Here is an 18,912-nt window from a genome sequence, read left to right as displayed (position 1 = left end):
GGATGATGAAAGGAGGTACTGCAATGGCAACAACTTCGAATAGAATTAAAGAACTACGGAAAAAAAGGGGGATAACCCTTGTAGAACTTGCAGAAAAAATAGGAATAAAAAAATCTACCATATCAAGCTATGAAACAAGAGGAATTAATCCTAATGCAGAAAAAGCTCAAATTCTTGCAGATTTTTTCGATGTAGATGTAAAATATCTACTTGGCTATACTGATATGCCAGTTCGATACGAGGGCGCTCAAGATTTTGACTTAGATTGGATTATTAAAACTTATATTCAAGCAAATGAATCAGAGAAAGAATTTATAAAAAGTGCTATTAAATTAGTTGGCGATAGACTTAACTTGGAGGGATTGAATGAAACAATATTGGGTAATTGAAAATCATTTGGACGGAGGAATCTATCTGATGCCAGAAGATACTCCAGGAGAAGAATTAGAAGAAGCCGAAGATACTTGTGATATTTGTGGAGACAATGATTTAATTATTGGTCAGTTTTCAAACTGGCAACAACTGAAAAAACGGATGACTGATGATGAAAATTATTGTCCATATTCTGATGAATATTTGCAATCAGTATTTGAGGAGGACAACCAATGAAACTAATGTGTAAGCTGTTCGGGCATGATTTAAGATTCAATTGTCTGTATAATATTCACCCATATTGCAGGAGATGTGGGCTGCAAGTAAGATGGCTTGATATTTGGCTTGATAAACACATGGATTGAGGTGGAGAAAAATGAAGAAGATAAGTAGTGCAATTGGTTATATCATCGCCTGGATATTAATTATTCTGGTCTGTCTGCTTTTATTTTCAGCATTACTGTTATTACTAAAAATGTTGTGGTTTGGATATTAGGAGAATAAAATGACATTAATTGATGAAATTAAATCATCTCAAAAAGAATCGCATGAAAAATGGTTTGAGAGATGGTACAAAAAAGCAAATTTAGAAAATAATATCAGGATTTCAGCCGAAAAAGGATATACAGGTTTTAGAATTCAAGTAAGTGATCAGTGTGATAGTTATTTAAGGTTGAGACTAGGGAATAAAGAAACAACTTCTCTTTTAAAAGAAAAGCTCGGTGATGGTTTTGCCATAGCATTTAGAGAAATCCATGGAGAGAATTTTTTAGGAATTAAGACTTATAAATCATTCATTCAAATTTTATGGTAAACAAAAAAAGCCCGCTGGGAACGGGCTTCGGCAAGATTGCATCTAATCTTATTATACCACAGGAGGCTTTTGAATTGGCGGATAGATTAGATATGTTATTAAGTGATTACATGACAGGTATGCTTCAAGTTAAAATCAATTCGAGAGAACGCTGGATCACTCGTGAAAAACATGAGGAAAGAATCGGAAGCGGTGGGAGTAGTTCAAACACCGCACCACAAGAGCGCAACTATTTGATTAAGGAGGCTGATAAGGAACTTGGCAGACTTAATGATCAGAAGCAAACACTCGATGAGTTGATGGAAGTGATACACGGAACAAAAGTAAAAGAAATTATAATCGCTCGTTTTAAATATCGTTTGTCGTGGTCAAAAGTTGGACAAAGGATATTCTTAGATGAAGATGCTGCAAGAAAACAATATGCATCATTTAAAAAAACACTGAGAGATGGATTATGGAGAAGTACTTTGGGCTGATTTTACTTTCCGTTTTTAACCCGTTTTTTGCCCGTTTATATCCGAATTTAAGTGCGATAATGGTAGCATGAAGTTATCAACGAAAGCGCAAAATTACAATTTATTCGGTTGGACATACTTCGTTGTTGTGGCTGCATGGTCAAGGGGTTAAGACACTGCACTTTTAATGCAGAGGCGTGAGTTCGAATCTCACTCAGTCACATAATGGGTTGATAATAATATTCCCATGGTTTGAATCCATAAAAACAGCTTGGTAACTTGCGACTGTACAGTGATTGTCGTTACATTCACAACGGGGTTATTTAAAACATAGCAGGCTTGGAGTTATTTATCACTAACGTATAAATAACAAGTGGCGAGTTTATACTTAATGCTAGTAGCAAGCACGGTACGGGAACGTAGGCGCTCAGGGTTCGATTCCCTGACTTGCTATTATTATTTTATTACAGGTTGCCCAATGGGCAGCCTTTTATTGTTGGAGAAAGGAGCGAGTAGTAGTACTAGTAGCAATGGGATAAGTCCTGCTAGAAAAGATGGATTTAAAATTGTAAAACATGCTGTGACAAGAACTGAAGGTGGCGGACATCTAAAAGCTGAGACTGTATTCTCATCCCCTTCTGCCAGAGGAATGGAGGGTAGAATTTCAATACCTACACGAAATATCCAAAAGATTAGTTATAAGAATAATAAACTAAAAATTACAACAAAAGATGGAAAAAGTACGGTTCTTAAAAGATAAAATATTAGTTGTTTAAAGAATAAAATAAAAAAGTCGTCAGAAATGGCGGCTTTTTGCGATGATTGGAGGTTAAGAAATATGGAGCAAAATGGAGCGAACAGTAAATATTATACGGACCCAAAGATTATATCAAGCGTATTGATCATGCGGAATGTAGAAAGAAAAACAGTTCGTGAAATTGCGAAGCTTGCTTCACTTTCTCAAACCACAGTAACCAAAATCATAAATGATTATAGTTTAACAGAAAGTTTCGCTGAAATAGTCCAAAAATATCTTGCGGACAATATGGGAGAAGCTGCTGCAGGTATTCTTGATTTAGCACGACATGGAGAAAATGAAAGGGTCAGGCTTGATGCTTGGAAAATGATTTTGGGCTTAGGGGGTGTGACAATTGTCGAAAAGCAAGAAGTTACTAGTACTATAAATATTAGTCAAAGGAGTCAGGAGATACAAGAACGGATTAAAGAGAGGTTGAAAAATGGATAATAACTTCGACTTCTATATGGATTTAGTGGTAGATAATCCTATTCAATTCGGCATAGAGTGTGGTTTTGAAGACCTGGAAGAAATCCACAATGAATGGATCAGGTCTTTTTTGTTTTCTGAGGAAGATGAAACGCTCTTGGCTCATCGCGGGTCATATAAAACTACTTGTCTTTCGATTGCAATTGCGATTCTGTTGGTTATGTTTCCTGATCAGGCGATTATCTTCATGAGAAAGACCGACACGGATGTTACGGAAATTGTGGTGCAGGTTCAGAAGTTATTGCAGTCAAATATCTTCCAAGATTTTGCCATTGCCTTATGGGATGTAGAATCTGGTATTGAATTTACAAAAGCTACCAATACAGAAATTGATACAAACCTCAAGAAAACAAGCAAGGGGACTTCTCAACTCCTTGCTTTGGGGATTGGTGCCAGCATAACTGGTAAGCACGCGGACATTGTTATCACCGATGACATTGTCAATCTGAAAGACCGAGTAAGCCGGGCAGAACGTGAGCGGACAAAAACCCAGTACCAGGAACTGCAGAATGTTAAAAATCGTGGTGGCCGTTTCATTAACACAGGAACTCCCTGGCACAAGGAAGATGCAATCTCTAAGATGCCAAACGTCAAACGCTATGATTGCTATGAAACAGGATTGATTAGTAAAGAACAGTTAGAGCATTTGAGGCAAGCCATGATTCCTAGTTTATTTGCTGCTAACTATGAACTGAAACATATTGCAGATAAAGATGCCATGTTTAGCGCTCCAACCTATATTGATGACGTTGGCAAAATAGCCAATGGAACAGCACACATTGATGCGGCTTACGGCGGGAGTGACTCGACGGTGTATACTGCCAAGAAAGATAATGTGATGTTTGGCAAAAAATGGGACAAGCACGTTGACGATTGCTTGAATGAGATTGAACTTATCCACAAAGAACTGAAGCTTGGGACAATCCATGTGGAAAACAATGGGGATAAAGGTTATCTTGCTAAAGAAATTAAAAAACGTGGTATCCCAGTCAAAGAATATCACGAGTCACAAAATAAATTCATTAAAATTGCTACCTATTTGCGTGCTGAGTGGTCAAAAATTCAATGGTTAGATACTACTGATCCAGATTATATGGCTCAGGTATTGGACTACACTGAGAATGCTGAACACGACGACGCGCCCGATAGCGCAGCAAGTTTAATTAGACAAACTACTAAAAAAGGAGGTTGGTTGATTTAATGGCTACGAACATTTTACTAAGCAATGACCCTTCTACTATCGCAAGTGGAATTAAGCGAGCGATTGCTAATGATTTGAAGGATGATAAAAAGAAGCGTGCCAAAGAAGGCGTTGATTATTATAATTATAAGCATGACATTTTAGACAATCGAATCTTTTACATTGACGATAATAACAATTTAAAAGAAGACAAGTACGCTACAAATATCAAAATTCCCAATGCTTTTTTGAATGAATTGATTGACCAGAAAGTTCAATATCTTTTATCGAATCCGGTTGAGATTGAATGTGATGACGAGCAATTGGTTAAATATCTAAAGGATTATTACGACGAGGATTTCCAACTTTTCTTAAATGATTTACTAACCAATGGAAGTCAAAAAGGCTTTGAATACGTCTATCCTCGGACGACTCCACAAGATGTTATTGTGTTTCAAGTCCTGGATGGTTTGAAAATCATTCCGATTTACGATGATATGAACGTTGTTCAGCGTGTTTTAAGATATTATTCTAATGACATTCTCAAAGACGGCAAGGTGGTTACTATCAAGACTGCCGAACTTTATGATGATAAACAAGTCATGACTTTCGAAGCTTCCGAAAAAGATGATTATAAATTCATCGGTTCGCAGCCTCATATTCTTGGAACGAATGGAGAGGAGATTGGCGGTCGCTCTTACAACACAATCCCACTCTATCGCTATCAGAACAACCAACAGGAACGAACAGATTTAGAACCAATCAAAGCGCTTATTGATGACTACGACTTGATGAACTCTTACCTATCAAATAATTTACAGTCTTTCTCTGATGCCATTTATGTGGTTAGAGGATTTGACGGAGACTCTTTAGATAAGCTTCAGGTTAATCTTCGGAATAAAAAAGTTGTAGGTGTTGGAGATGATGGTGGAGTTGATGTAAAAGTTGTCAATATTCCAGTTGAAGGTCGAAAGACCAAGATGGAAATTGACAGTGAAAACATTTATCGTTTTGGATTCGGTTTTGATAGCTCACAAGTCGGTGATGGCAATGTGACGAACGTTGTCATCAAGTCACGATACACACGGCTAGACATGAAAGCCAATAAGACAGAGGTTCGGTTGAGAGCTTTCTTAAAGTGGTCGCTTGATTTAGTTATTGCGGACATCAACCGAAAAAACGGGACTTCCTTCACGAGCAATCAGGTTGAGTTTGTAATCACCCGTGAAATGATGGTGAATGAAAATGACCTTGCAACCAACGAGAAGACTAAAGCAGATACTAAAGTATCAAATGTTAATGCGATACTTGCGGCCGCTCCCGTTATCGGCGATGATGACACCTTGCAGCTTATCTGCGAAGAGTTTGAGTTAGATTGGGAAGAAGTGAAAGGAAAACTTTCTACTTCTGATTATAAAGATGTGACTCAAGGTACAGAACCGCCAGAGGAATAAAACCTATGGATGAAAAAAAGCAAGCATTAGAAAACTTCAAAAAAGCGCTCAAAGCTGGAATGCCTGATTCTGAAAAAGATTTAGCAAAACTCAGTAATGAGCTGTCAAATCTTTACCGGAAATACCTTAAGGATTTAAAAGCACAACTCAAAACTTGGCTTGAGCTTTATGACCAGATGAGTTTTTCGGACCAATTACAAGTTGAGCGATTATTAAACGTCGCTAACGTCATCAATGAACTGGTTGGAGAGCCCGGGATAAATATTCAACAATCCATTAAAGGCCATATCTTAAAGCAAGGGACTGATGCATATAATAGCGTGTGGTATGAGCTGGAACAAAGCAATAATATTCTTCTTGACTTTGATGTTTTAGACCCTCATTATTTAGAAACAATTATGGAGCAACCGGTCGCAGGTAAGCGACTTTCAAAACGTTTGGGAGATAGCGTTAATCAGTTGGCCAAAGCTTCAAATAATGCCATTTCTCGTGGTTTTATGATGGGTAAAAACTATGCGGATATTGCCAGAGACATTTCAACCGAAACGCAAGCGAGTTATAAGCGAGCTGTTAGAATTGCCAGAACCGAAAGCGGACGAGTGAGCAGTATTTCTACTCAAAAAGGTTACAAAGAAGCCACAGATAAAGGAATTGACCTAAAGAAGATGTGGCTAGCGACTTTGGATGGCCGCACTCGTGAGGATCATCAGCACGTTGATGGACAGATTCGAGAAGTTGATAAGATGTTTCAAGTTGGCGGATATGATGCATTAGGCCCACATCAAGTGGGTGTACCAAGTGAAGATATTAACTGCCGATGTACCACTCGCCCTATTGTCCACGGTATTATGCCAACGGTTCGGAGAAATAATATCACTGGGAAAGTCGGAAAATGGCAGAGTTATGATGAATGGGTGAAAATAAAAAATAAAAACTAGAGCGTTTGTCACAAGACAGGCGCTTTTCTTATGCTCAAGGGAGGGCAAAATAATGAAATTCGAAGAAGTATTACCGCTAATCAAAGAAGGTAAAAAAGCCTTGCGCACTGGCTGGAATGGCCGTGGGATGTTTGTTGTAAGGCAAAAGGGGTATCCTCAAGGCATCAACTGCAATAAACAAACTGCTGATGCATGGGATTTGAATGAAGGTGATTTATTTATCGTTCATCCATATTTACAAATTAAAAACTCTGACGGAACACACGCAATGTGGGTGCCAAGCATTGGAGATATCTTTGCTGAAGATTGGCAAATTGTAGAAAAATAATTTTTAAACCCTTGGGATTCCGCGGGTTTTTCTTATGCCCTGAATATGGCTTAAAACTGTTCAAATTCGACTAGACACGTCGTAAAAAGTGCAAGCACTACAAGATGCCACCTTGTAAAAAGCGTAGGTGTGAGGAGGAAGAAAATGACATTTGAAGAGTATCTGAAATCTCTGGGACTAGAGGATGAGCAAGTGACGTCCATTACTGCAGGAATGGCTGAAAATAAGTTCTACCTAGCAAGCGAAGAGAACTTGGAGAAACGTTATCAAAAGGCTGTTGGACAGCTCAACGAAGTCAAAGGACAGCTTAAAGAACGTGATGAGCGCATCACAGAACTTGAAGCATCTGCTGAAGAGATTCAAAAAACTTTAGAGTCTAATCAATCTGAATTAGAAAAACTTGAAGAACTTCAAAGTCAAGTTGAAACACTGACAAGCGAAAATAGCTCAATCAAGCGCACTACTAAGCTTGAAAAAATGCTGACTAAAGCTGGTGTTAATGACATTGACTATATTCTCAACTATAAAATGCGGGGTGGAGAAGATTTAGAAGTTGGAGAAGATGGAGAGTTTACCAATTTCGATGATACGCTCAATGAGTTGAAAGAAAGCTATCCTAAATACTTCAAACCTGAAGAGCCTGTAGTTGAAGAAAAACAGAACGATTGGACACCTTTAGGGAATGCTCCTAAAGATGGAAAAGAAATTACCATTGATCCATTTGAGGAAAAAATGGCCAAATACACCAAATAGGAGGAATTAACTTTGGATGACAAAGAAAAACAACCCGTGACGGTTGCTGAATTGAAAGACGCTGGGATTGACAAGCTTCTTTCTGACGTTACTGATGCAATTAACAACGAAGATGATGCAAATGTAGTTAAAGCTTTACAAGACCTCACAGACGGACTTAAAAAGCTTGAACCACAAAATGATGAAGCAGCAGATGATAAAGGGAAACCTGACCCATTCGCTGATAAAGTCGCAAAATATGCACCACCAGCAAAATAAGGAAGGTAAAAAAATATGACAACTAATAACAACCAACAAGATGCTCAACGCTTTGAACCTCAGTATAAAGGAATTCTAAAAGCGGTATTTAATGCTAAAGCAGCTTTCTCAGGCGCTTTTGCACCAATTCAAGCAATGGACGGGATTACTTCGACAACCAAGGCTTTTTCTGTAAAAACAAATGCAACGCCTGTTGTAATTGGCACTTACAGTAAAGATGCTAATGTCGGATTTGGAACCGGCACAGGGAATTCTTCACGTTTTGGCAATCGTACTGAAGTGATTTATGCTGATACAGACGTTGATTTCAGCTATGAAATGGCGATTCACGAAGGCATTGATATCTCTACTGTGAATAAAGGGCTTAATGATGCAGTCGCTGACCGCTTAGAAGCCCAATCAGTGGCGCAAGTTCGTTACATGAACCAAAAGAACGGCAAATTCTTATCTGACAATGCAAGCGAAACTCTTGCAATGGTAAAAGGTGATAAAACTGATTACACACAAGATAATATCAACACTTTGTTCAATGAAGCTTCTAAAAAATTTGCTAATAATGAAATTGATGCAGATAAAACAGCTTATCTTGCACCGGATTTATACAATGCTGTTGTTGATTTGACTAATGCAACCTCACTAAAAGGTGCAACTGTCAGTCTTGATAACAACACTGTTCCAAAATACAAAGGGTTCAAACTTGAAGAAACTCCTGATAAATACTTTGTTTCTGGCGAAGTCGCATACTTCACCGCTGACCAAGTGGCTATTCCTTTTGTTGGGATTGCAACAGCTCGTACAATTGATTCCGAAGACTTCGATGGTAAAGCTTTGCAAGGCCACGCTAAAGGTGGCCAATTCATGCTTGATGACAATAAAAAAGCTGTGCTTAAAGCAACTGCTCCTGCCAAACCCTAATCGCCCCCTTGTACCGCAAGGGGTAACGGGTAACGAAGATGGCACAGGAGCAGTTGATTTAGCTTGGGATGCTGATTCTACCGGTAAGACAAAGGCGTATGTCGTCCATGCATCACCAGCTAATGAATCTGATCCGCATAAAGCCATTTTCATGTACTACACAGAAAACCCAAGTTATCGCTTCACGCCATCTAATTTACAACCTCATCAACCAGGCGATGTTCTTCGCTATTGGGTTCAAGCGTTCGATGAAGTTGGTGTAGGTGCTGATGAAACTGAAAAAGCTGAATATTTGAATGTCAACGCTTACGGTTCTGAATGGTCTAGCGTTGTAGAGATGACAATGAAAAAATAGAGAGGTGTTAGATTATGATCATTACATTAGATGACGCCCAGTTAATAAATCCGTCTATTGACCAATCGGCATTAGATGGATTAGAACAATCAATTCGAGCATTGACTCATAATAAGTTTCAAAATCTCAACATCCGCTTCTATCAATTCAAAGTCACGAACGAGGATACGCTAGAATTTAACGAAGCACTAGCTTATCTTCGTCCTAATGACACGATTGAAATTAGTAATACTTGGAGTCAGACGGGCTCAGGATTGAATCAGGATATAGGGGTCAATGATGGCTTGTGTGTGATTGAAGAAATCAACGATAAAACGATTAAACTCAAAGATGCAACGCTGTTTAACGGCAGCTTCCAAAGTGCTTTCATCACTAAGATATCCTATCCGCCTGACGTTGTTGAGGGGGTCAAAAAACTGCTCCAATATGATGTATCTATGGGAGATAAGCTTGGCATTAAGTCCGAAAGCATTTCTCGGATGAGCGTAACTTATTACGATGTTAATTCGAATGAATCAATCAATGGCTATCCTGCCAGCTTATTTGGATTTATTAAAAAATACAAGAAAATGAGGTGGTGAAATGTACCCAACTCAGAATCTTGTGATTAGAAAAAAGGAACGGACCCCTGATGGACTCGGGGGTTTTAATGTTGATTTTGTAGATTTCATAACTCTCAAAGGTTATATTGATTTGGCATCGGGTACAGACCAAGCAGTCAATCAAAATGCAATCGTTGAAGAATCGACGCATTACGCCATTATTCCTAAATATGTGAGCGGAATAAAAAAAGATATGGAATTGGTAGATGAACAAGGGAAAATATACGCGATTACTTACGTTGATGATCCGATGGGTATTCATCACCACCTTGAACTTTATCTAACTTTCAAAAAGGAGGAAGATAATGGCCAAAAATGAGTTTAAAATTGAAACGAATGCGGCCGCTATCAATAAGGCGATCTTGCAAGCGGCTGAACGAGCACTTGAATCCGCTAGCCTTCATATGGTAGGAGAAGTTAAAGATAGAGCCCCTGTTGATTCAGGAGAGTTAAGGCGAAGCATTACTCGCAAAGTTGGGGCTACTGGGAGTAGAATGACGGCTAAAGTCGGAAGCGGACTTCAGTATGCGATTTATCAAGAATTTGGAACGGGTGAATTTGCGGAAAATGGCGCAGGACGAAAGGGCGGCTGGGTCTATGAAGGTCCAGACGGTAAAACGCATTTTACAAGAGGAACAAAACCTAAGAAATTCTTGCGCAGCGCTTTTCGAGAGAATAAGAAAAACATCAAATCAATTATCAATGCAGAAATGGGGAAATTAAATGGATAAACTCATAAATTATCTCACGCTTATCTTGCAGGGAATCCATTCCGAAACTTATTATGATAGGAATAACAGCGAAAAAGTCACTTATCCTTACTGCACTTTTGATGTTGATACTAGCTTTGAGGAAGATAGAAATCAAGAGACGGTTTCGATTGACTTAGATATTTTTGACTTAAACCCAAGTTATAAAAATATCTTTGATATTGAAACAAAAATTAAACAAGAACTTGCTTACAAGCGTGGCCTTAATGAATATTTTGGTGCAACTTGGAGATATGTTCGAGCAAATAACATTCCAACGGGTCAAAATGGACTGCTTAGACGGTCTTTGCAGTTGGAAATTACAATAGATTGGAGAACATTGTAATGGCATTACCAAAAGTGGGATTTACTCCCGATAGTCCACAGAATTTCATTGTGGATGCAGGAGTGATTGTCCGAGATTTTAAATTTGATAAAACAAAAGGTTTTTCAGGCACACCTATCGGTGCGACTTCTGGAGGAACTAAGGTAGAAATTGACATCAAGAAACGTTTAATGGACGTCGATGGTGCCTATATTACGCCAGTAAAAGGATTGGAAGTAACAGAAAGCTTTACGGCTAAAATGTCCTCAAAACTCAAAGAGTTTAGCCCGGAGACGATTGCTTTAATCTCTGGCGGGACAGCTCGTGCCGCAACAGAAGACGAAGCACCAGATGGCTATCAAATCATTGAATTTGAACGCCAGGTAAAAGATGGTGATTACATCGATAACGTTGCGATTTATGGCTTCCAGCGGGGAACAGGAAAAGAGATCATTGTTGTGCTCGATAATTGCCTTGTGACAAGTACATTTGGGCTTGACACAAAAGACAAGGATGAAGCGACAAGTGACCTTGAGTTTACGGCTCATGCCACGCCAGATCAAATGCTGGCAGGAGAAATGCCTTGCCGAATTTTCTACCCTTCTACCACACCCTAAGGCTCCCCAGTTGGTAACTGGGGTTTTAAATGCGGATGGTTCAGTAAAAGTGGATTGGGAGCAAGTAGAGGGAGCAGAAGCTTATTTAACGCATTATGCCGACGCTAATGAATTAGACCCGCATAAAGCGGTATATATGGGGTATTCAGAAACAAACTCATGGACTTTGGACGCCAAGGATGTTCCGACGCTATCTGTGGGGGATAAAATTCTAATCTATGTCCAAGCGTACAAACAAAAAGGCATTGGCGCAAGCGATGTAGACAAAGCCCGCTATTTGCACGATGGGCCTTTTACGGGTTCGTCTTGGAGTGATCCGGTAGTATTGACAAAAGCTTAAAAGCTTACTTTGAAAGGAAAATAAAATAAATGACTTTAGAATTACGAGAACTTAACGGCGGCGATTTGGAGCAATTGCTCACGATTTTTGCGAAACTTGACATCATCGATGAACTGACGGCTATTTTTGAACATCCAGAAAATCTCTCGCTTGAGGGTGCAGATGTTGAAAAAACTGGAATTAGTGTTTTTGCGAAATTGGCTAAAAAAGCTATCACGAACATCAAACCAATCAAAAAAGAGCTGGATGAACTCCTTGCTTCTTTGTCGGGTCTGACTGTTGAAGAAATCAACAAGGTTCGCTTGCTCGATTATTTGAACGGGGTAAAAGCCATTTTTGCGGACGGGCGGATTACTGATTTTTTCGGTTCTATGCGTTCTTAGAAAATAGCCCCGACGGCTATTACAAGTTTAAAGATTTATTTTTCAGAAGATATAGCAATCCACAAGCTTTACTTAAGAGTTTTTCTTTGAGTAAAGCAGTGGATTTTTATTTTTACGTCCAATCTGAAGAACAAGAAGAACGGATTTACCAACAATACCTTCACACCGACATGACAGTTAGCTTTGTGGAATTCAAAAAAGCGCTTGGCTATAAGCCTTTGAGACAAAGCAAGCAAGAGAAAAAAGAAGCAGTCACTCAAGAGGAGGAAATCAAACGCCTGAAAAGAGCGAGTCAATTTATCAATTTTAATGGGGAAGGAGGAAAAGAATGAACGAATTATTCAAAATTCTGGGTACGATCGCAATTGACGGAAGTGATGTAGATAACGAACTGAATAAAGCGGTCGGCTCTGCCGAAAGTTCCGGCGGAAAATTTAAGTCCATTTTACAAGGGATTGGAATGGGTATCGGGAATATGATTGTTCAAGGTGCTCAAAAAATTGCATCTTTTGCTGGTGAAGCAATGAATGCCAGTGACGCCCTCAATAAATACACTTCCACCATGAAATTTGCAGGTTTTAAAGATGCAGATATCAACAGGTCACGTAACGTTTTCAAAAAATACGCAGACGACACGGTCTACGATTTAGAAACGATTACAAATACTGGAGCGCAGTTAGCAGCAAATGGGATTAAAAACTTCCAAAGTTTGACCCTTTCGGCTGGTAACTTGAATGCAGTTGCCGGGGGAAATGCGGACACTTTCAAATCAGTAGCAATGGTAATGACTCAAACAGCGGGAGCTGGTAAATTAACCACTGAAAACTGGAATCAAATGGCGGATGCAATTCCCGGAGCTTCTGGAATGCTCCAGAAAGCCATGAAAGACAATGGGGCTTACACGGGTAATTTCCGCGATGCTATGGCTGCCGGACAAATTACCGCTGACGAATTTAACCAAGCTATTGAGGAATTGGGAAATAAACCAGTGGCGGTTGAAGCGGCTAAAAGCACCAAGACCTTCGAGGGCGCTATCGGGAATATGCAGGCCTCAGTTGTTACGGGGTTAAATAATGTCATTGACGCTCTCGGTAAAGGCGGAATGACCAATGCCATCACTCAATTTGGATCAGGAGTAGAAGGAGCTTTTAACAAGGTTGTCACATGGGTCAATCAGGGTAAAAAGCTTATCGGAGAATTTCAAGACCGTTTAAAAGAAAATGGAGCGATCGATTCCTTCAAACAGCTTTTTAGCTCTGTTCAGATAGCCATTGGGACAGTGAAAGATATTATCGGTCAATTGTGGCAAAGTTTTACTGGTGGAACTTCATCTAAGGATATGATGAAGGGCTTAGCTGATGCCGCTAAGACTTTATCTGATAAATTAACCAATGCAGTAAATAATGTAGGAGCATTCCTAACCAAGATTAGCAATAATGGTTCTGTTCAAAAATTTGCGGACACGATTAAAGCTGTTGGGGTTGCGCTTTTCACTGGAGTTGCAGCGCTTAAAGGCTATCAAATAGCCCTGGCTGCAATGAAAGTTGTTCAAACTGTCCAACTTGCCTTTTTCGCCTTTTTTAACGTTTTACAAAATGGTGGAACAGTACTCAAAGCTGCTCAAGTGGCATTGAAACTATTTAATGTCACTCTTATGGCCAATCCGATACCGATTATCATAACTGCGATTGCAGCACTTGTGGCAGGTTTAATTTATTTCTTCACCCAAACCAAAACAGGTCAAGCCATCTGGCAAAACTTCATGAATTGGCTGAAATCTGCGTGGCAAGCCATAGCGCAGTTTTTTAGTAATCTTTGGGATGGAATTGTAGATACCTTTAACACTGTTGTAAATTCTTTAAAAGAGGTTTGGGAAAGTGTTACCTCATTTTTCAGTGGACTGTGGGATGATATTACAAATATTTTTACAACAGCTGTTAATTCTATATCAAATTTTGTTGTTCCTATTTTCAATTCTATTGCTTCAGGAATTCAAATGGCAATGAATATTATTTGGTCAGTCATCCAGATTGTTTGGCAATTGATTAAAGCGACTTTTGAACTTGTAGTGGGAGGAATTGTTGCTTATATAAAATGGGCTGGAGATATCTGGGTTTCCATCATAAGGACGGCAATGGATGCTATACATGGCATAATAACAAGCGTTTGGAATGCTATCAAACCATTTGTAATGTCAGTAGTTAACGGAATCAAAAATATTATTACAACGGTTTGGAACGCAATTGCCACCAGCATCACTACAGTGATGACTACGGTTAGTAATCAGATTTCTGCCATATGGAACGCCATAAGAAACGTATTTAGCGCGGTGGTGGGATGGATAAGTTCATTCATCGCACGAGAAGTGGAAAATTGGAAGAATGTTATTAATACTGTGATGAACGCAATTCTAGCGGTGATTGTTCCAATTTGGAATAGCGTTAAAAATACAATCGCAACGGCAGTAAACGCCATTAAGAATGTGATTACATCAGTTTTTAATGCTGTAAAATCTACTGTCACAAGTATTTTTAATTCAGTGAGAGAAATAATTTCATCTGTATGGAATAGTATAAAGACTACGATTTCTAATGTAGTCAATGCAATAAAATCCGGTGTCTCATCTGGATTTAATACAGTGAGAAATACCGCTTCAAGTATATTTAGTGCAGTAAGCAGTAGCATTTCAAGTATTTGGAACGGAATTAAAAATGCTATTTCAAATACTGTTAACAGCATTAAAGGCACAGTATCAAACGTCTTTAATGCTATAAAAAACGCCATGGAAGCACCAATCAGAGGGGCTCAGAGTGTCATCAGTGGAATTATCGACACAATAAAAAGATTGTTTAATTTTAAAATCAACTTCCCTGACATCACCATCCCGAAGATTCCAATGCCTCACTTTAAAATTAGTGGTGATTTTAATCCATTAAAAGGTAAAATTCCATCAATTGGAGTAGACTGGTACGCTAAAGGCGGAATTATGGATGGCGCAACTATTTTTGGGATGAATGGGAACAATCTTCAAGTGGGCGGCGAAGCTGGACGTGAAGCTATCTTACCATTGACTGATAAAGTCCTTAGACAAATCGGGATAGGCGCAAGAGATGCTTCTGGTGGAGCTGGAGATGGAGATGGGCTTGTGTTCAATCAGTACAACTACAGTCCTGAAAACATTGATGCACGTACAGCGTCGAAATATGCCAAGAGAGACGGCAAGGATATGTTGCGCACATTACGGATAAGGAGTTAATCATGCAAATTGTCTATAAAAATTCAGAAGGAGGTCAGGTTGTTTTTGGGCAACAGCCTCCTTTTTTAGTAACATCAAAAAAAGGTTTTGGTGCGGTTGAGAATATCATCACCAAGCAACAACAATACGGTTTAGACGGCTCTATTTTAGTCAATCAGCAACTTGATGATCGAACGCTTGAAATCGAAGGTGAATTTATTGCGAGCAGTGCGGTTGATTTACAAAATAAGCGAAAGCAATTGGCCAGCCTTCATAATCCCAAATTATCCGGGACGTTAACTTATTTCCCGGATAATGGGAACGTTTATCAAATTGATGTTGTAGTCGAGCAAGCTCCGGTAATGGACAACTCGTCTAATAACCTTACTCAAAGCTATTCAATTCGTTTCATCTCTCTTGATTCTTATTGGATTGACAAAAATCAAGCAGACAAGCTGATTATGTTATCTTCGTTAAAGAAAAACCTTACCTTTCCTTTGCGAATCACGAGTTCATTTACTTTTGCAATTCACTCTGAAAATAATATTCAAGTCATTTCAAACGAAGGAGACGTTCGAGTGGGAATGATTATCACTTTAAATTTTTTGAGCGGCGTAACTAATCCCAAGGTTTTAAATGTGACCACCGGCGAATATTTCAGACTTGAAAAGGCATATTCCGCTGGTGAGCTACTCACCATCAACACGCTTCGAGGGGAGAAAGAAATCACACTGACTAAATCTGGCGGCACAGAAGAAAATGACCTTGAATTTTGGGACGAAAATAGCATTTTCTTGCAATTGGATAAAGGAAATAACTTTTTTCAATTGCAGGCCGATTCAGGAGCAGAAAATATGCTTGGTACTGTGAGAATTAGTCCAAAAGTGATAGGAGTTTAAGATGCAAAAAATTTTACTTGCTTATCAATGGTTAGGAGATTTTAATTTTGCAAAAGCTAAGATTTTTGATGGCTTTGAATCCTTGATTATTTATGAAAATTACGGTAAGTGCAATACGTTTGAATTGGATATTCCGTTCAGTTTTGAAAATAATGCGATTTTTCGTCCGGAGAGCGTTTTTAAATTTGAAGGGATTTACTATTACGTTGACGACGTTTCAGGGAAAAATGACCAATTAAAAGTTTGCGGAAAATCTTTAGCTGGCAAATATGACACTCGAATTATTGACAGGGTATATACTGCTAGTAAAAGTCCTGCTTTAATCGCTTGGGATCACATCAATCAAGAAATGATAAATCCCGCAAATTATACAGACGTCAACGGTTCTCACAATGGCTCAGATAGAAAGATTGAATACTTGGCTTTAGCTGCAGCAGATGGATTAAATTTGGCTTCAATCGACTATCAAAATTCCTACGGAGGAGTTGACGAGCAAGTAGAGAAGCTTTGTGAAACTTATGACTTTGGCTTTAGGGAGATTGGCTCAAAAGGAAAAGTAAGCAATCAAATTCAGTTTTTTAAAGGAAGGGATGTTTCAAAGTGGGTTGTATTTTCCGACGATGCGGATGGTTACGACAATTTGAGTGAAGTTGAGTTTGAACATACAACTTTTGATGAGAAAACCGTGGCTTATGCTTTAGGAGAAGGAGAGGGTACGGCTCGTACAAAAATTGTCGTCAACCCGAATTTAAAAGGCTTGGGCAGAAAAGAAACCTACGTGGATGCACGCGACCTGCAAAGCAAAAATGACACGACTACAATTCCTGCCGCGACATATAATAATATGCTAAAAGAGCGGGGTGCTCAGGCACTAGCGGATAGGCAAGAGGTCATCACACTAAATGGTGATTTTATTTTAGAATCAAAACTCATTAAATTTGGTCGTGATTTTTTTGTCGGTGACAAAGTGAAGTTGCTCAGCAAACGTTATGGAGCCTCTAAAACAGCGGTTATTTCACAAGCTAAAAAAACTTACAACGAAAAAGGAGAATATTTAGAGTTGACATACGACAAAGAAACACCCACAATTTTTAAACTTTTAGGAAGGAAATAATAATGGCTACAAATGAAAAATCATTTCCCTGGGATGACCATGGTGGTGATAGGGAATATGGTTCGGATGACTTTGGGGAGTTCTTTTCCATTCTATTTAAGCCCGGAGTGGTTCCTAACGCAAGTAATGGGAATGCTTTACAAATTACGGAATCAGGCAGCTTGGGAATGCGAGTTAAATTTTCTGCCGGAGCAGCTTTTAGCGCTTTTGGTCGCACGTATATTCATACTTTAGACGAAGAAGTCACTGTTCCGCTTGCAAGTACTTTACAAGACCGGACAGACAGCATTGTCATTCAATTCAATAAATCTCAACGAGAAGCCCTCTTTCTTTACAAAGAAGCAGATGTGACGGTAACTCGGACATCAACAATTTTTGAATTGCAAATTGCTAAAATACTTGTGCCAAGAAATGGGACTAAGATTGTTAATGCAAATATTACGGATATGCGAGCTGACGAGAAAGTTTGTGGCTATTATGGGCCAAATGGTATTTTAAAAACAGGTGACCTCTTAGCTCAATTCAAATCTCAGCTTGAGGCGAATGGAATCGTCTTCTCAGAATGGTTCGCGACGGTAAAAGCAGATTTGCAAGTTGAGCTGACGAACATGGAAAATTTCATGGACACCAGCAAAACTGATCTTCAAAGTTGGGTGACTTCTGTAAAGGCAATTATTGAAGCAGTGGATCCAGGCGGACAATTGCTCGCAGAACTTACGGATTTAAAACAAAAAACCGAAAAATATATTCCAACTGGATTTACGTTCATTTTAGAACACGATTCAGAATATCAGCCAGAAGTTAAAGTTACAAGCTACAAGAACGCTTTAGGAACAGAGGTCAATGGCTTGGGAACAGGCCCAATTTTTGGTAGGGAGCGACTTTACAATGTGCCAGTCAGTCTAAGCTATGATAGGAAAAAGGCATATGTCGAAATGCCAACATCTTTTAAAATTGATGGTGATATCACCATCATTGACGACAAAACGCTTGTGATTATCGACAAACCACAGACGCTTTGCTTTGAAATGTCGGGCGCAAAAATAACGAAGGGCTATAAAGCTTAAAAAAGGAGAAAATAAATGACAGATTTGAAAAAGATTACTGCTGGAATGGATAATGGATGTGCAGCAATTGATGAAAATTTCACTAAGGTAAATAATGATTTAATAAAATTACAAACAGGTGATATTCCGTGGACTGGGGTCGCTCTCTCTTCAGGGTGGGGTGCAGATTCTGGTGTATTAACTCAATATAGGGTAATTGGCGACCACATCGAAATAAAGGCTTATGGGCTAAAGCCTACCAAGGATATCCCTGCTGGTTCATTTTATGAAGTTTTAACCCTTTCAGGGCACCCCGAACTAGCAAGCGGTAGTGATTTCTCTCTTACTTTTTTTGATACCAATAATCTAAATCCACTTCAAGGACGAGCACGAATCAGTGGCGGTAAATTAAGTGTTATTCCACCGCTGGCTCTGACGGCTGGATCTCGATATGTGATTGGTTTTTTTATCACAGATAAGGCATAGAGAGCAGGG

At 39.1% G+C, this 18,912-nt stretch carries 28 protein-coding genes and 1 tRNA gene; all 29 read left to right on the top strand.

Annotated elements, in window-relative coordinates:
* The first annotated feature begins 23 nt into the window (after positions 1-23).
* The 29 genes from EQJ87_RS02665 to EQJ87_RS02530 all read left to right on the top strand — a co-directional run bounded on the left by EQJ87_RS02665 (position 24) and on the right by EQJ87_RS02530 (position 18,903).
* Positions 24-389, top strand: coding sequence for a helix-turn-helix domain-containing protein (locus EQJ87_RS02665; RefSeq protein ID WP_130122778.1), 366 nt, complete (start codon positions 24-26; stop codon positions 387-389).
* Positions 367-609 (top strand): hypothetical protein, encoded by a 243-nt coding sequence (locus tag EQJ87_RS02660; RefSeq protein ID WP_130122779.1) that lies wholly within the window; start codon positions 367-369, stop codon positions 607-609. Before EQJ87_RS02665 ends, EQJ87_RS02660 begins: the two co-directional genes overlap by 23 nt.
* Positions 606-737: a DUF1660 family phage protein gene (locus tag EQJ87_RS11815; protein ID WP_130122780.1), complete on the top strand. Its 132-nt coding sequence runs from the start codon at positions 606-608 to the stop codon at positions 735-737. Before EQJ87_RS02660 ends, EQJ87_RS11815 begins: the two co-directional genes overlap by 4 nt.
* A 140-nt stretch (positions 738-877) precedes the next feature.
* Entirely contained in the window at positions 878-1,186 is a 309-nt protein-coding gene (locus tag EQJ87_RS02650; RefSeq protein WP_130122781.1) for a hypothetical protein, read from the top strand.
* Between the two features lie 74 nt (positions 1,187-1,260).
* A complete protein-coding gene (locus EQJ87_RS02645; RefSeq protein ID WP_130124537.1) occupies positions 1,261-1,662 on the top strand; it encodes a DUF722 domain-containing protein in 402 nt (133 codons plus the stop codon).
* A 127-nt stretch (positions 1,663-1,789) separates the two neighbouring features.
* Positions 1,790-1,864, top strand: a tRNA-Lys gene (locus EQJ87_RS02640).
* Positions 1,865-2,119: 255 nt separating this feature from the next.
* A complete protein-coding gene (locus EQJ87_RS11500) occupies positions 2,120-2,401 on the top strand; it encodes a hypothetical protein (RefSeq protein ID WP_190289024.1) in 282 nt (93 codons plus the stop codon).
* 78 nt (positions 2,402-2,479) lie between these two features.
* A complete protein-coding gene (locus tag EQJ87_RS02635; protein ID WP_130123212.1) occupies positions 2,480-2,887 on the top strand; it encodes a hypothetical protein in 408 nt (135 codons plus the stop codon).
* Positions 2,880-4,127 carry a hypothetical protein gene (locus EQJ87_RS02630; RefSeq protein WP_130123211.1) on the top strand — a complete coding sequence of 416 codons (1,248 nt, stop codon included), beginning with the start codon at positions 2,880-2,882 and terminating at the stop codon, positions 4,125-4,127. The genes EQJ87_RS02635 and EQJ87_RS02630 overlap by 8 nt, the downstream gene beginning before the upstream one ends.
* Complete coding sequence (locus tag EQJ87_RS02625; RefSeq protein WP_130123210.1) at positions 4,127-5,560, top strand: phage portal protein; 1,434 nt, start codon at positions 4,127-4,129, stop codon at positions 5,558-5,560. The genes EQJ87_RS02630 and EQJ87_RS02625 overlap by 1 nt, the downstream gene beginning before the upstream one ends.
* 5 nt (positions 5,561-5,565) lie before the next feature.
* Positions 5,566-6,498: a phage minor head protein gene (locus tag EQJ87_RS02620; RefSeq protein ID WP_130123209.1), complete on the top strand. Its 933-nt coding sequence runs from the start codon at positions 5,566-5,568 to the stop codon at positions 6,496-6,498.
* A 52-nt stretch (positions 6,499-6,550) separates the two neighbouring features.
* The gene (locus tag EQJ87_RS02615; protein ID WP_130123208.1) at positions 6,551-6,826 is read left to right on the top strand and encodes a DUF2829 domain-containing protein; all 276 of its coding nucleotides are present in this window, start codon (positions 6,551-6,553) and stop codon (positions 6,824-6,826) included.
* A 144-nt stretch (positions 6,827-6,970) separates the two neighbouring features.
* A complete protein-coding gene (locus EQJ87_RS02610) occupies positions 6,971-7,579 on the top strand; it encodes a phage scaffolding protein (RefSeq protein ID WP_130123207.1) in 609 nt (202 codons plus the stop codon).
* A 12-nt stretch (positions 7,580-7,591) separates the two neighbouring features.
* Positions 7,592-7,837, top strand: a complete 246-nt coding sequence (locus EQJ87_RS02605) for a hypothetical protein (RefSeq protein WP_130122740.1) — start codon at positions 7,592-7,594, stop codon at positions 7,835-7,837.
* A gap of 15 nt (positions 7,838-7,852) precedes the next feature.
* Positions 7,853-8,752: a phage capsid protein gene (locus EQJ87_RS02600; RefSeq protein ID WP_130122741.1), complete on the top strand. Its 900-nt coding sequence runs from the start codon at positions 7,853-7,855 to the stop codon at positions 8,750-8,752.
* Positions 8,703-9,107: a fibronectin type III domain-containing protein gene (locus EQJ87_RS02595; RefSeq protein WP_130122742.1), complete on the top strand. Its 405-nt coding sequence runs from the start codon at positions 8,703-8,705 to the stop codon at positions 9,105-9,107. The genes EQJ87_RS02600 and EQJ87_RS02595 overlap by 50 nt, the downstream gene beginning before the upstream one ends.
* A gap of 14 nt (positions 9,108-9,121) precedes the next feature.
* Positions 9,122-9,688, top strand: a complete 567-nt coding sequence (locus EQJ87_RS02590; RefSeq protein WP_130122743.1) for a hypothetical protein — start codon at positions 9,122-9,124, stop codon at positions 9,686-9,688.
* Between the two features lies 1 nt (position 9,689).
* The gene (locus tag EQJ87_RS02585) at positions 9,690-10,028 is read left to right on the top strand and encodes a head-tail adaptor protein (RefSeq protein ID WP_130122744.1); all 339 of its coding nucleotides are present in this window, start codon (positions 9,690-9,692) and stop codon (positions 10,026-10,028) included.
* Positions 10,015-10,440, top strand: coding sequence for an HK97-gp10 family putative phage morphogenesis protein (locus EQJ87_RS02580; RefSeq protein WP_130122745.1), 426 nt, complete (start codon positions 10,015-10,017; stop codon positions 10,438-10,440). The genes EQJ87_RS02585 and EQJ87_RS02580 overlap by 14 nt, the downstream gene beginning before the upstream one ends.
* Positions 10,433-10,804 carry a hypothetical protein gene (locus EQJ87_RS02575; protein WP_130122746.1) on the top strand — a complete coding sequence of 124 codons (372 nt, stop codon included), beginning with the start codon at positions 10,433-10,435 and terminating at the stop codon, positions 10,802-10,804. The genes EQJ87_RS02580 and EQJ87_RS02575 overlap by 8 nt, the downstream gene beginning before the upstream one ends.
* Positions 10,804-11,400, top strand: coding sequence for a hypothetical protein (locus tag EQJ87_RS02570; protein ID WP_130122747.1), 597 nt, complete (start codon positions 10,804-10,806; stop codon positions 11,398-11,400). Before EQJ87_RS02575 ends, EQJ87_RS02570 begins: the two co-directional genes overlap by 1 nt.
* Positions 11,401-11,410: 10 nt before the next feature.
* Positions 11,411-11,740 carry a fibronectin type III domain-containing protein gene (locus EQJ87_RS02565; RefSeq protein ID WP_130122748.1) on the top strand — a complete coding sequence of 110 codons (330 nt, stop codon included), beginning with the start codon at positions 11,411-11,413 and terminating at the stop codon, positions 11,738-11,740.
* A gap of 29 nt (positions 11,741-11,769) precedes the next feature.
* A complete protein-coding gene (locus EQJ87_RS02560) occupies positions 11,770-12,123 on the top strand; it encodes a hypothetical protein (protein WP_130123206.1) in 354 nt (117 codons plus the stop codon).
* A gap of 86 nt (positions 12,124-12,209) precedes the next feature.
* The gene (locus EQJ87_RS02555; protein ID WP_223804460.1) at positions 12,210-12,455 is read left to right on the top strand and encodes a peptide methionine sulfoxide reductase; all 246 of its coding nucleotides are present in this window, start codon (positions 12,210-12,212) and stop codon (positions 12,453-12,455) included.
* A complete protein-coding gene (locus EQJ87_RS02550; RefSeq protein WP_130123205.1) occupies positions 12,452-15,379 on the top strand; it encodes a tape measure protein in 2,928 nt (975 codons plus the stop codon). The genes EQJ87_RS02555 and EQJ87_RS02550 overlap by 4 nt, the downstream gene beginning before the upstream one ends.
* Before the next feature lie 2 nt (positions 15,380-15,381).
* A complete protein-coding gene (locus EQJ87_RS02545; RefSeq protein ID WP_130122751.1) occupies positions 15,382-16,257 on the top strand; it encodes a phage tail family protein in 876 nt (291 codons plus the stop codon).
* A 1-nt stretch (position 16,258) separates the two neighbouring features.
* Positions 16,259-17,371, top strand: a complete 1,113-nt coding sequence (locus tag EQJ87_RS02540) for a siphovirus ReqiPepy6 Gp37-like family protein (RefSeq protein WP_130122752.1) — start codon at positions 16,259-16,261, stop codon at positions 17,369-17,371.
* A gap of 2 nt (positions 17,372-17,373) precedes the next feature.
* The gene (locus tag EQJ87_RS11665) at positions 17,374-18,438 is read left to right on the top strand and encodes a hypothetical protein (protein WP_130123204.1); all 1,065 of its coding nucleotides are present in this window, start codon (positions 17,374-17,376) and stop codon (positions 18,436-18,438) included.
* A gap of 15 nt (positions 18,439-18,453) precedes the next feature.
* On the top strand, positions 18,454-18,903 hold the full coding sequence (locus EQJ87_RS02530; protein WP_130123203.1) for a hypothetical protein: 450 nt from the start codon (positions 18,454-18,456) through the stop codon (positions 18,901-18,903).
* Positions 18,904-18,912: the final 9 nt, after the last annotated feature.

Source organism: Lactococcus sp. S-13 (assembly GCF_004210295.1).
In the GTDB taxonomy this organism is placed as follows: domain Bacteria; phylum Bacillota; class Bacilli; order Lactobacillales; family Streptococcaceae; genus Lactococcus.
The sequence above is the reverse complement of the archived record's forward strand: the minus strand, read 5'-3'. Positions and strand labels throughout refer to the sequence as shown.

What these genes read in the sequence shown, in the direction of transcription:
- EQJ87_RS02600 (WP_130122741.1), top strand. Translation starts at nt 7,853, where the DNA reads ATGACAACTAATAACAACCAACAAGATGCTCAACGCTTTGAACCTCAG.
- EQJ87_RS02560 (WP_130123206.1), top strand. Translation starts at nt 11,770, where the DNA reads ATGACTTTAGAATTACGAGAACTTAACGGCGGCGATTTGGAGCAATTG.
- EQJ87_RS02575 (WP_130122746.1), top strand. Translation starts at nt 10,433, where the DNA reads ATGGATAAACTCATAAATTATCTCACGCTTATCTTGCAGGGAATCCAT.
- EQJ87_RS02630 (WP_130123211.1), top strand. Translation starts at nt 2,880, where the DNA reads ATGGATAATAACTTCGACTTCTATATGGATTTAGTGGTAGATAATCCT.
- EQJ87_RS11500 (WP_190289024.1), top strand. Translation starts at nt 2,120, where the DNA reads ATGGGCAGCCTTTTATTGTTGGAGAAAGGAGCGAGTAGTAGTACTAGT.
- EQJ87_RS02590 (WP_130122743.1), top strand. Translation starts at nt 9,122, where the DNA reads ATGATCATTACATTAGATGACGCCCAGTTAATAAATCCGTCTATTGAC.
- EQJ87_RS02615 (WP_130123208.1), top strand. Translation starts at nt 6,551, where the DNA reads ATGAAATTCGAAGAAGTATTACCGCTAATCAAAGAAGGTAAAAAAGCC.
- EQJ87_RS02585 (WP_130122744.1), top strand. Translation starts at nt 9,690, where the DNA reads ATGTACCCAACTCAGAATCTTGTGATTAGAAAAAAGGAACGGACCCCT.
- EQJ87_RS02540 (WP_130122752.1), top strand. Translation starts at nt 16,259, where the DNA reads ATGCAAAAAATTTTACTTGCTTATCAATGGTTAGGAGATTTTAATTTT.
- EQJ87_RS11815 (WP_130122780.1), top strand. Translation starts at nt 606, where the DNA reads ATGAAACTAATGTGTAAGCTGTTCGGGCATGATTTAAGATTCAATTGT.
- EQJ87_RS02610 (WP_130123207.1), top strand. Translation starts at nt 6,971, where the DNA reads ATGACATTTGAAGAGTATCTGAAATCTCTGGGACTAGAGGATGAGCAA.
- EQJ87_RS02580 (WP_130122745.1), top strand. Translation starts at nt 10,015, where the DNA reads ATGGCCAAAAATGAGTTTAAAATTGAAACGAATGCGGCCGCTATCAAT.
- EQJ87_RS02530 (WP_130123203.1), top strand. Translation starts at nt 18,454, where the DNA reads ATGACAGATTTGAAAAAGATTACTGCTGGAATGGATAATGGATGTGCA.
- EQJ87_RS02650 (WP_130122781.1), top strand. Translation starts at nt 878, where the DNA reads ATGACATTAATTGATGAAATTAAATCATCTCAAAAAGAATCGCATGAA.
- EQJ87_RS02625 (WP_130123210.1), top strand. Translation starts at nt 4,127, where the DNA reads ATGGCTACGAACATTTTACTAAGCAATGACCCTTCTACTATCGCAAGT.
- EQJ87_RS02635 (WP_130123212.1), top strand. Translation starts at nt 2,480, where the DNA reads ATGGAGCAAAATGGAGCGAACAGTAAATATTATACGGACCCAAAGATT.
- EQJ87_RS02550 (WP_130123205.1), top strand. Translation starts at nt 12,452, where the DNA reads ATGAACGAATTATTCAAAATTCTGGGTACGATCGCAATTGACGGAAGT.
- EQJ87_RS02665 (WP_130122778.1), top strand. Translation starts at nt 24, where the DNA reads ATGGCAACAACTTCGAATAGAATTAAAGAACTACGGAAAAAAAGGGGG.
- EQJ87_RS11665 (WP_130123204.1), top strand. Translation starts at nt 17,374, where the DNA reads ATGGCTACAAATGAAAAATCATTTCCCTGGGATGACCATGGTGGTGAT.
- EQJ87_RS02570 (WP_130122747.1), top strand. Translation starts at nt 10,804, where the DNA reads ATGGCATTACCAAAAGTGGGATTTACTCCCGATAGTCCACAGAATTTC.
- EQJ87_RS02595 (WP_130122742.1), top strand. Translation starts at nt 8,703, where the DNA reads ATGACAATAAAAAAGCTGTGCTTAAAGCAACTGCTCCTGCCAAACCCT.
- EQJ87_RS02660 (WP_130122779.1), top strand. Translation starts at nt 367, where the DNA reads ATGAAACAATATTGGGTAATTGAAAATCATTTGGACGGAGGAATCTAT.
- EQJ87_RS02545 (WP_130122751.1), top strand. Translation starts at nt 15,382, where the DNA reads ATGCAAATTGTCTATAAAAATTCAGAAGGAGGTCAGGTTGTTTTTGGG.
- EQJ87_RS02620 (WP_130123209.1), top strand. Translation starts at nt 5,566, where the DNA reads ATGGATGAAAAAAAGCAAGCATTAGAAAACTTCAAAAAAGCGCTCAAA.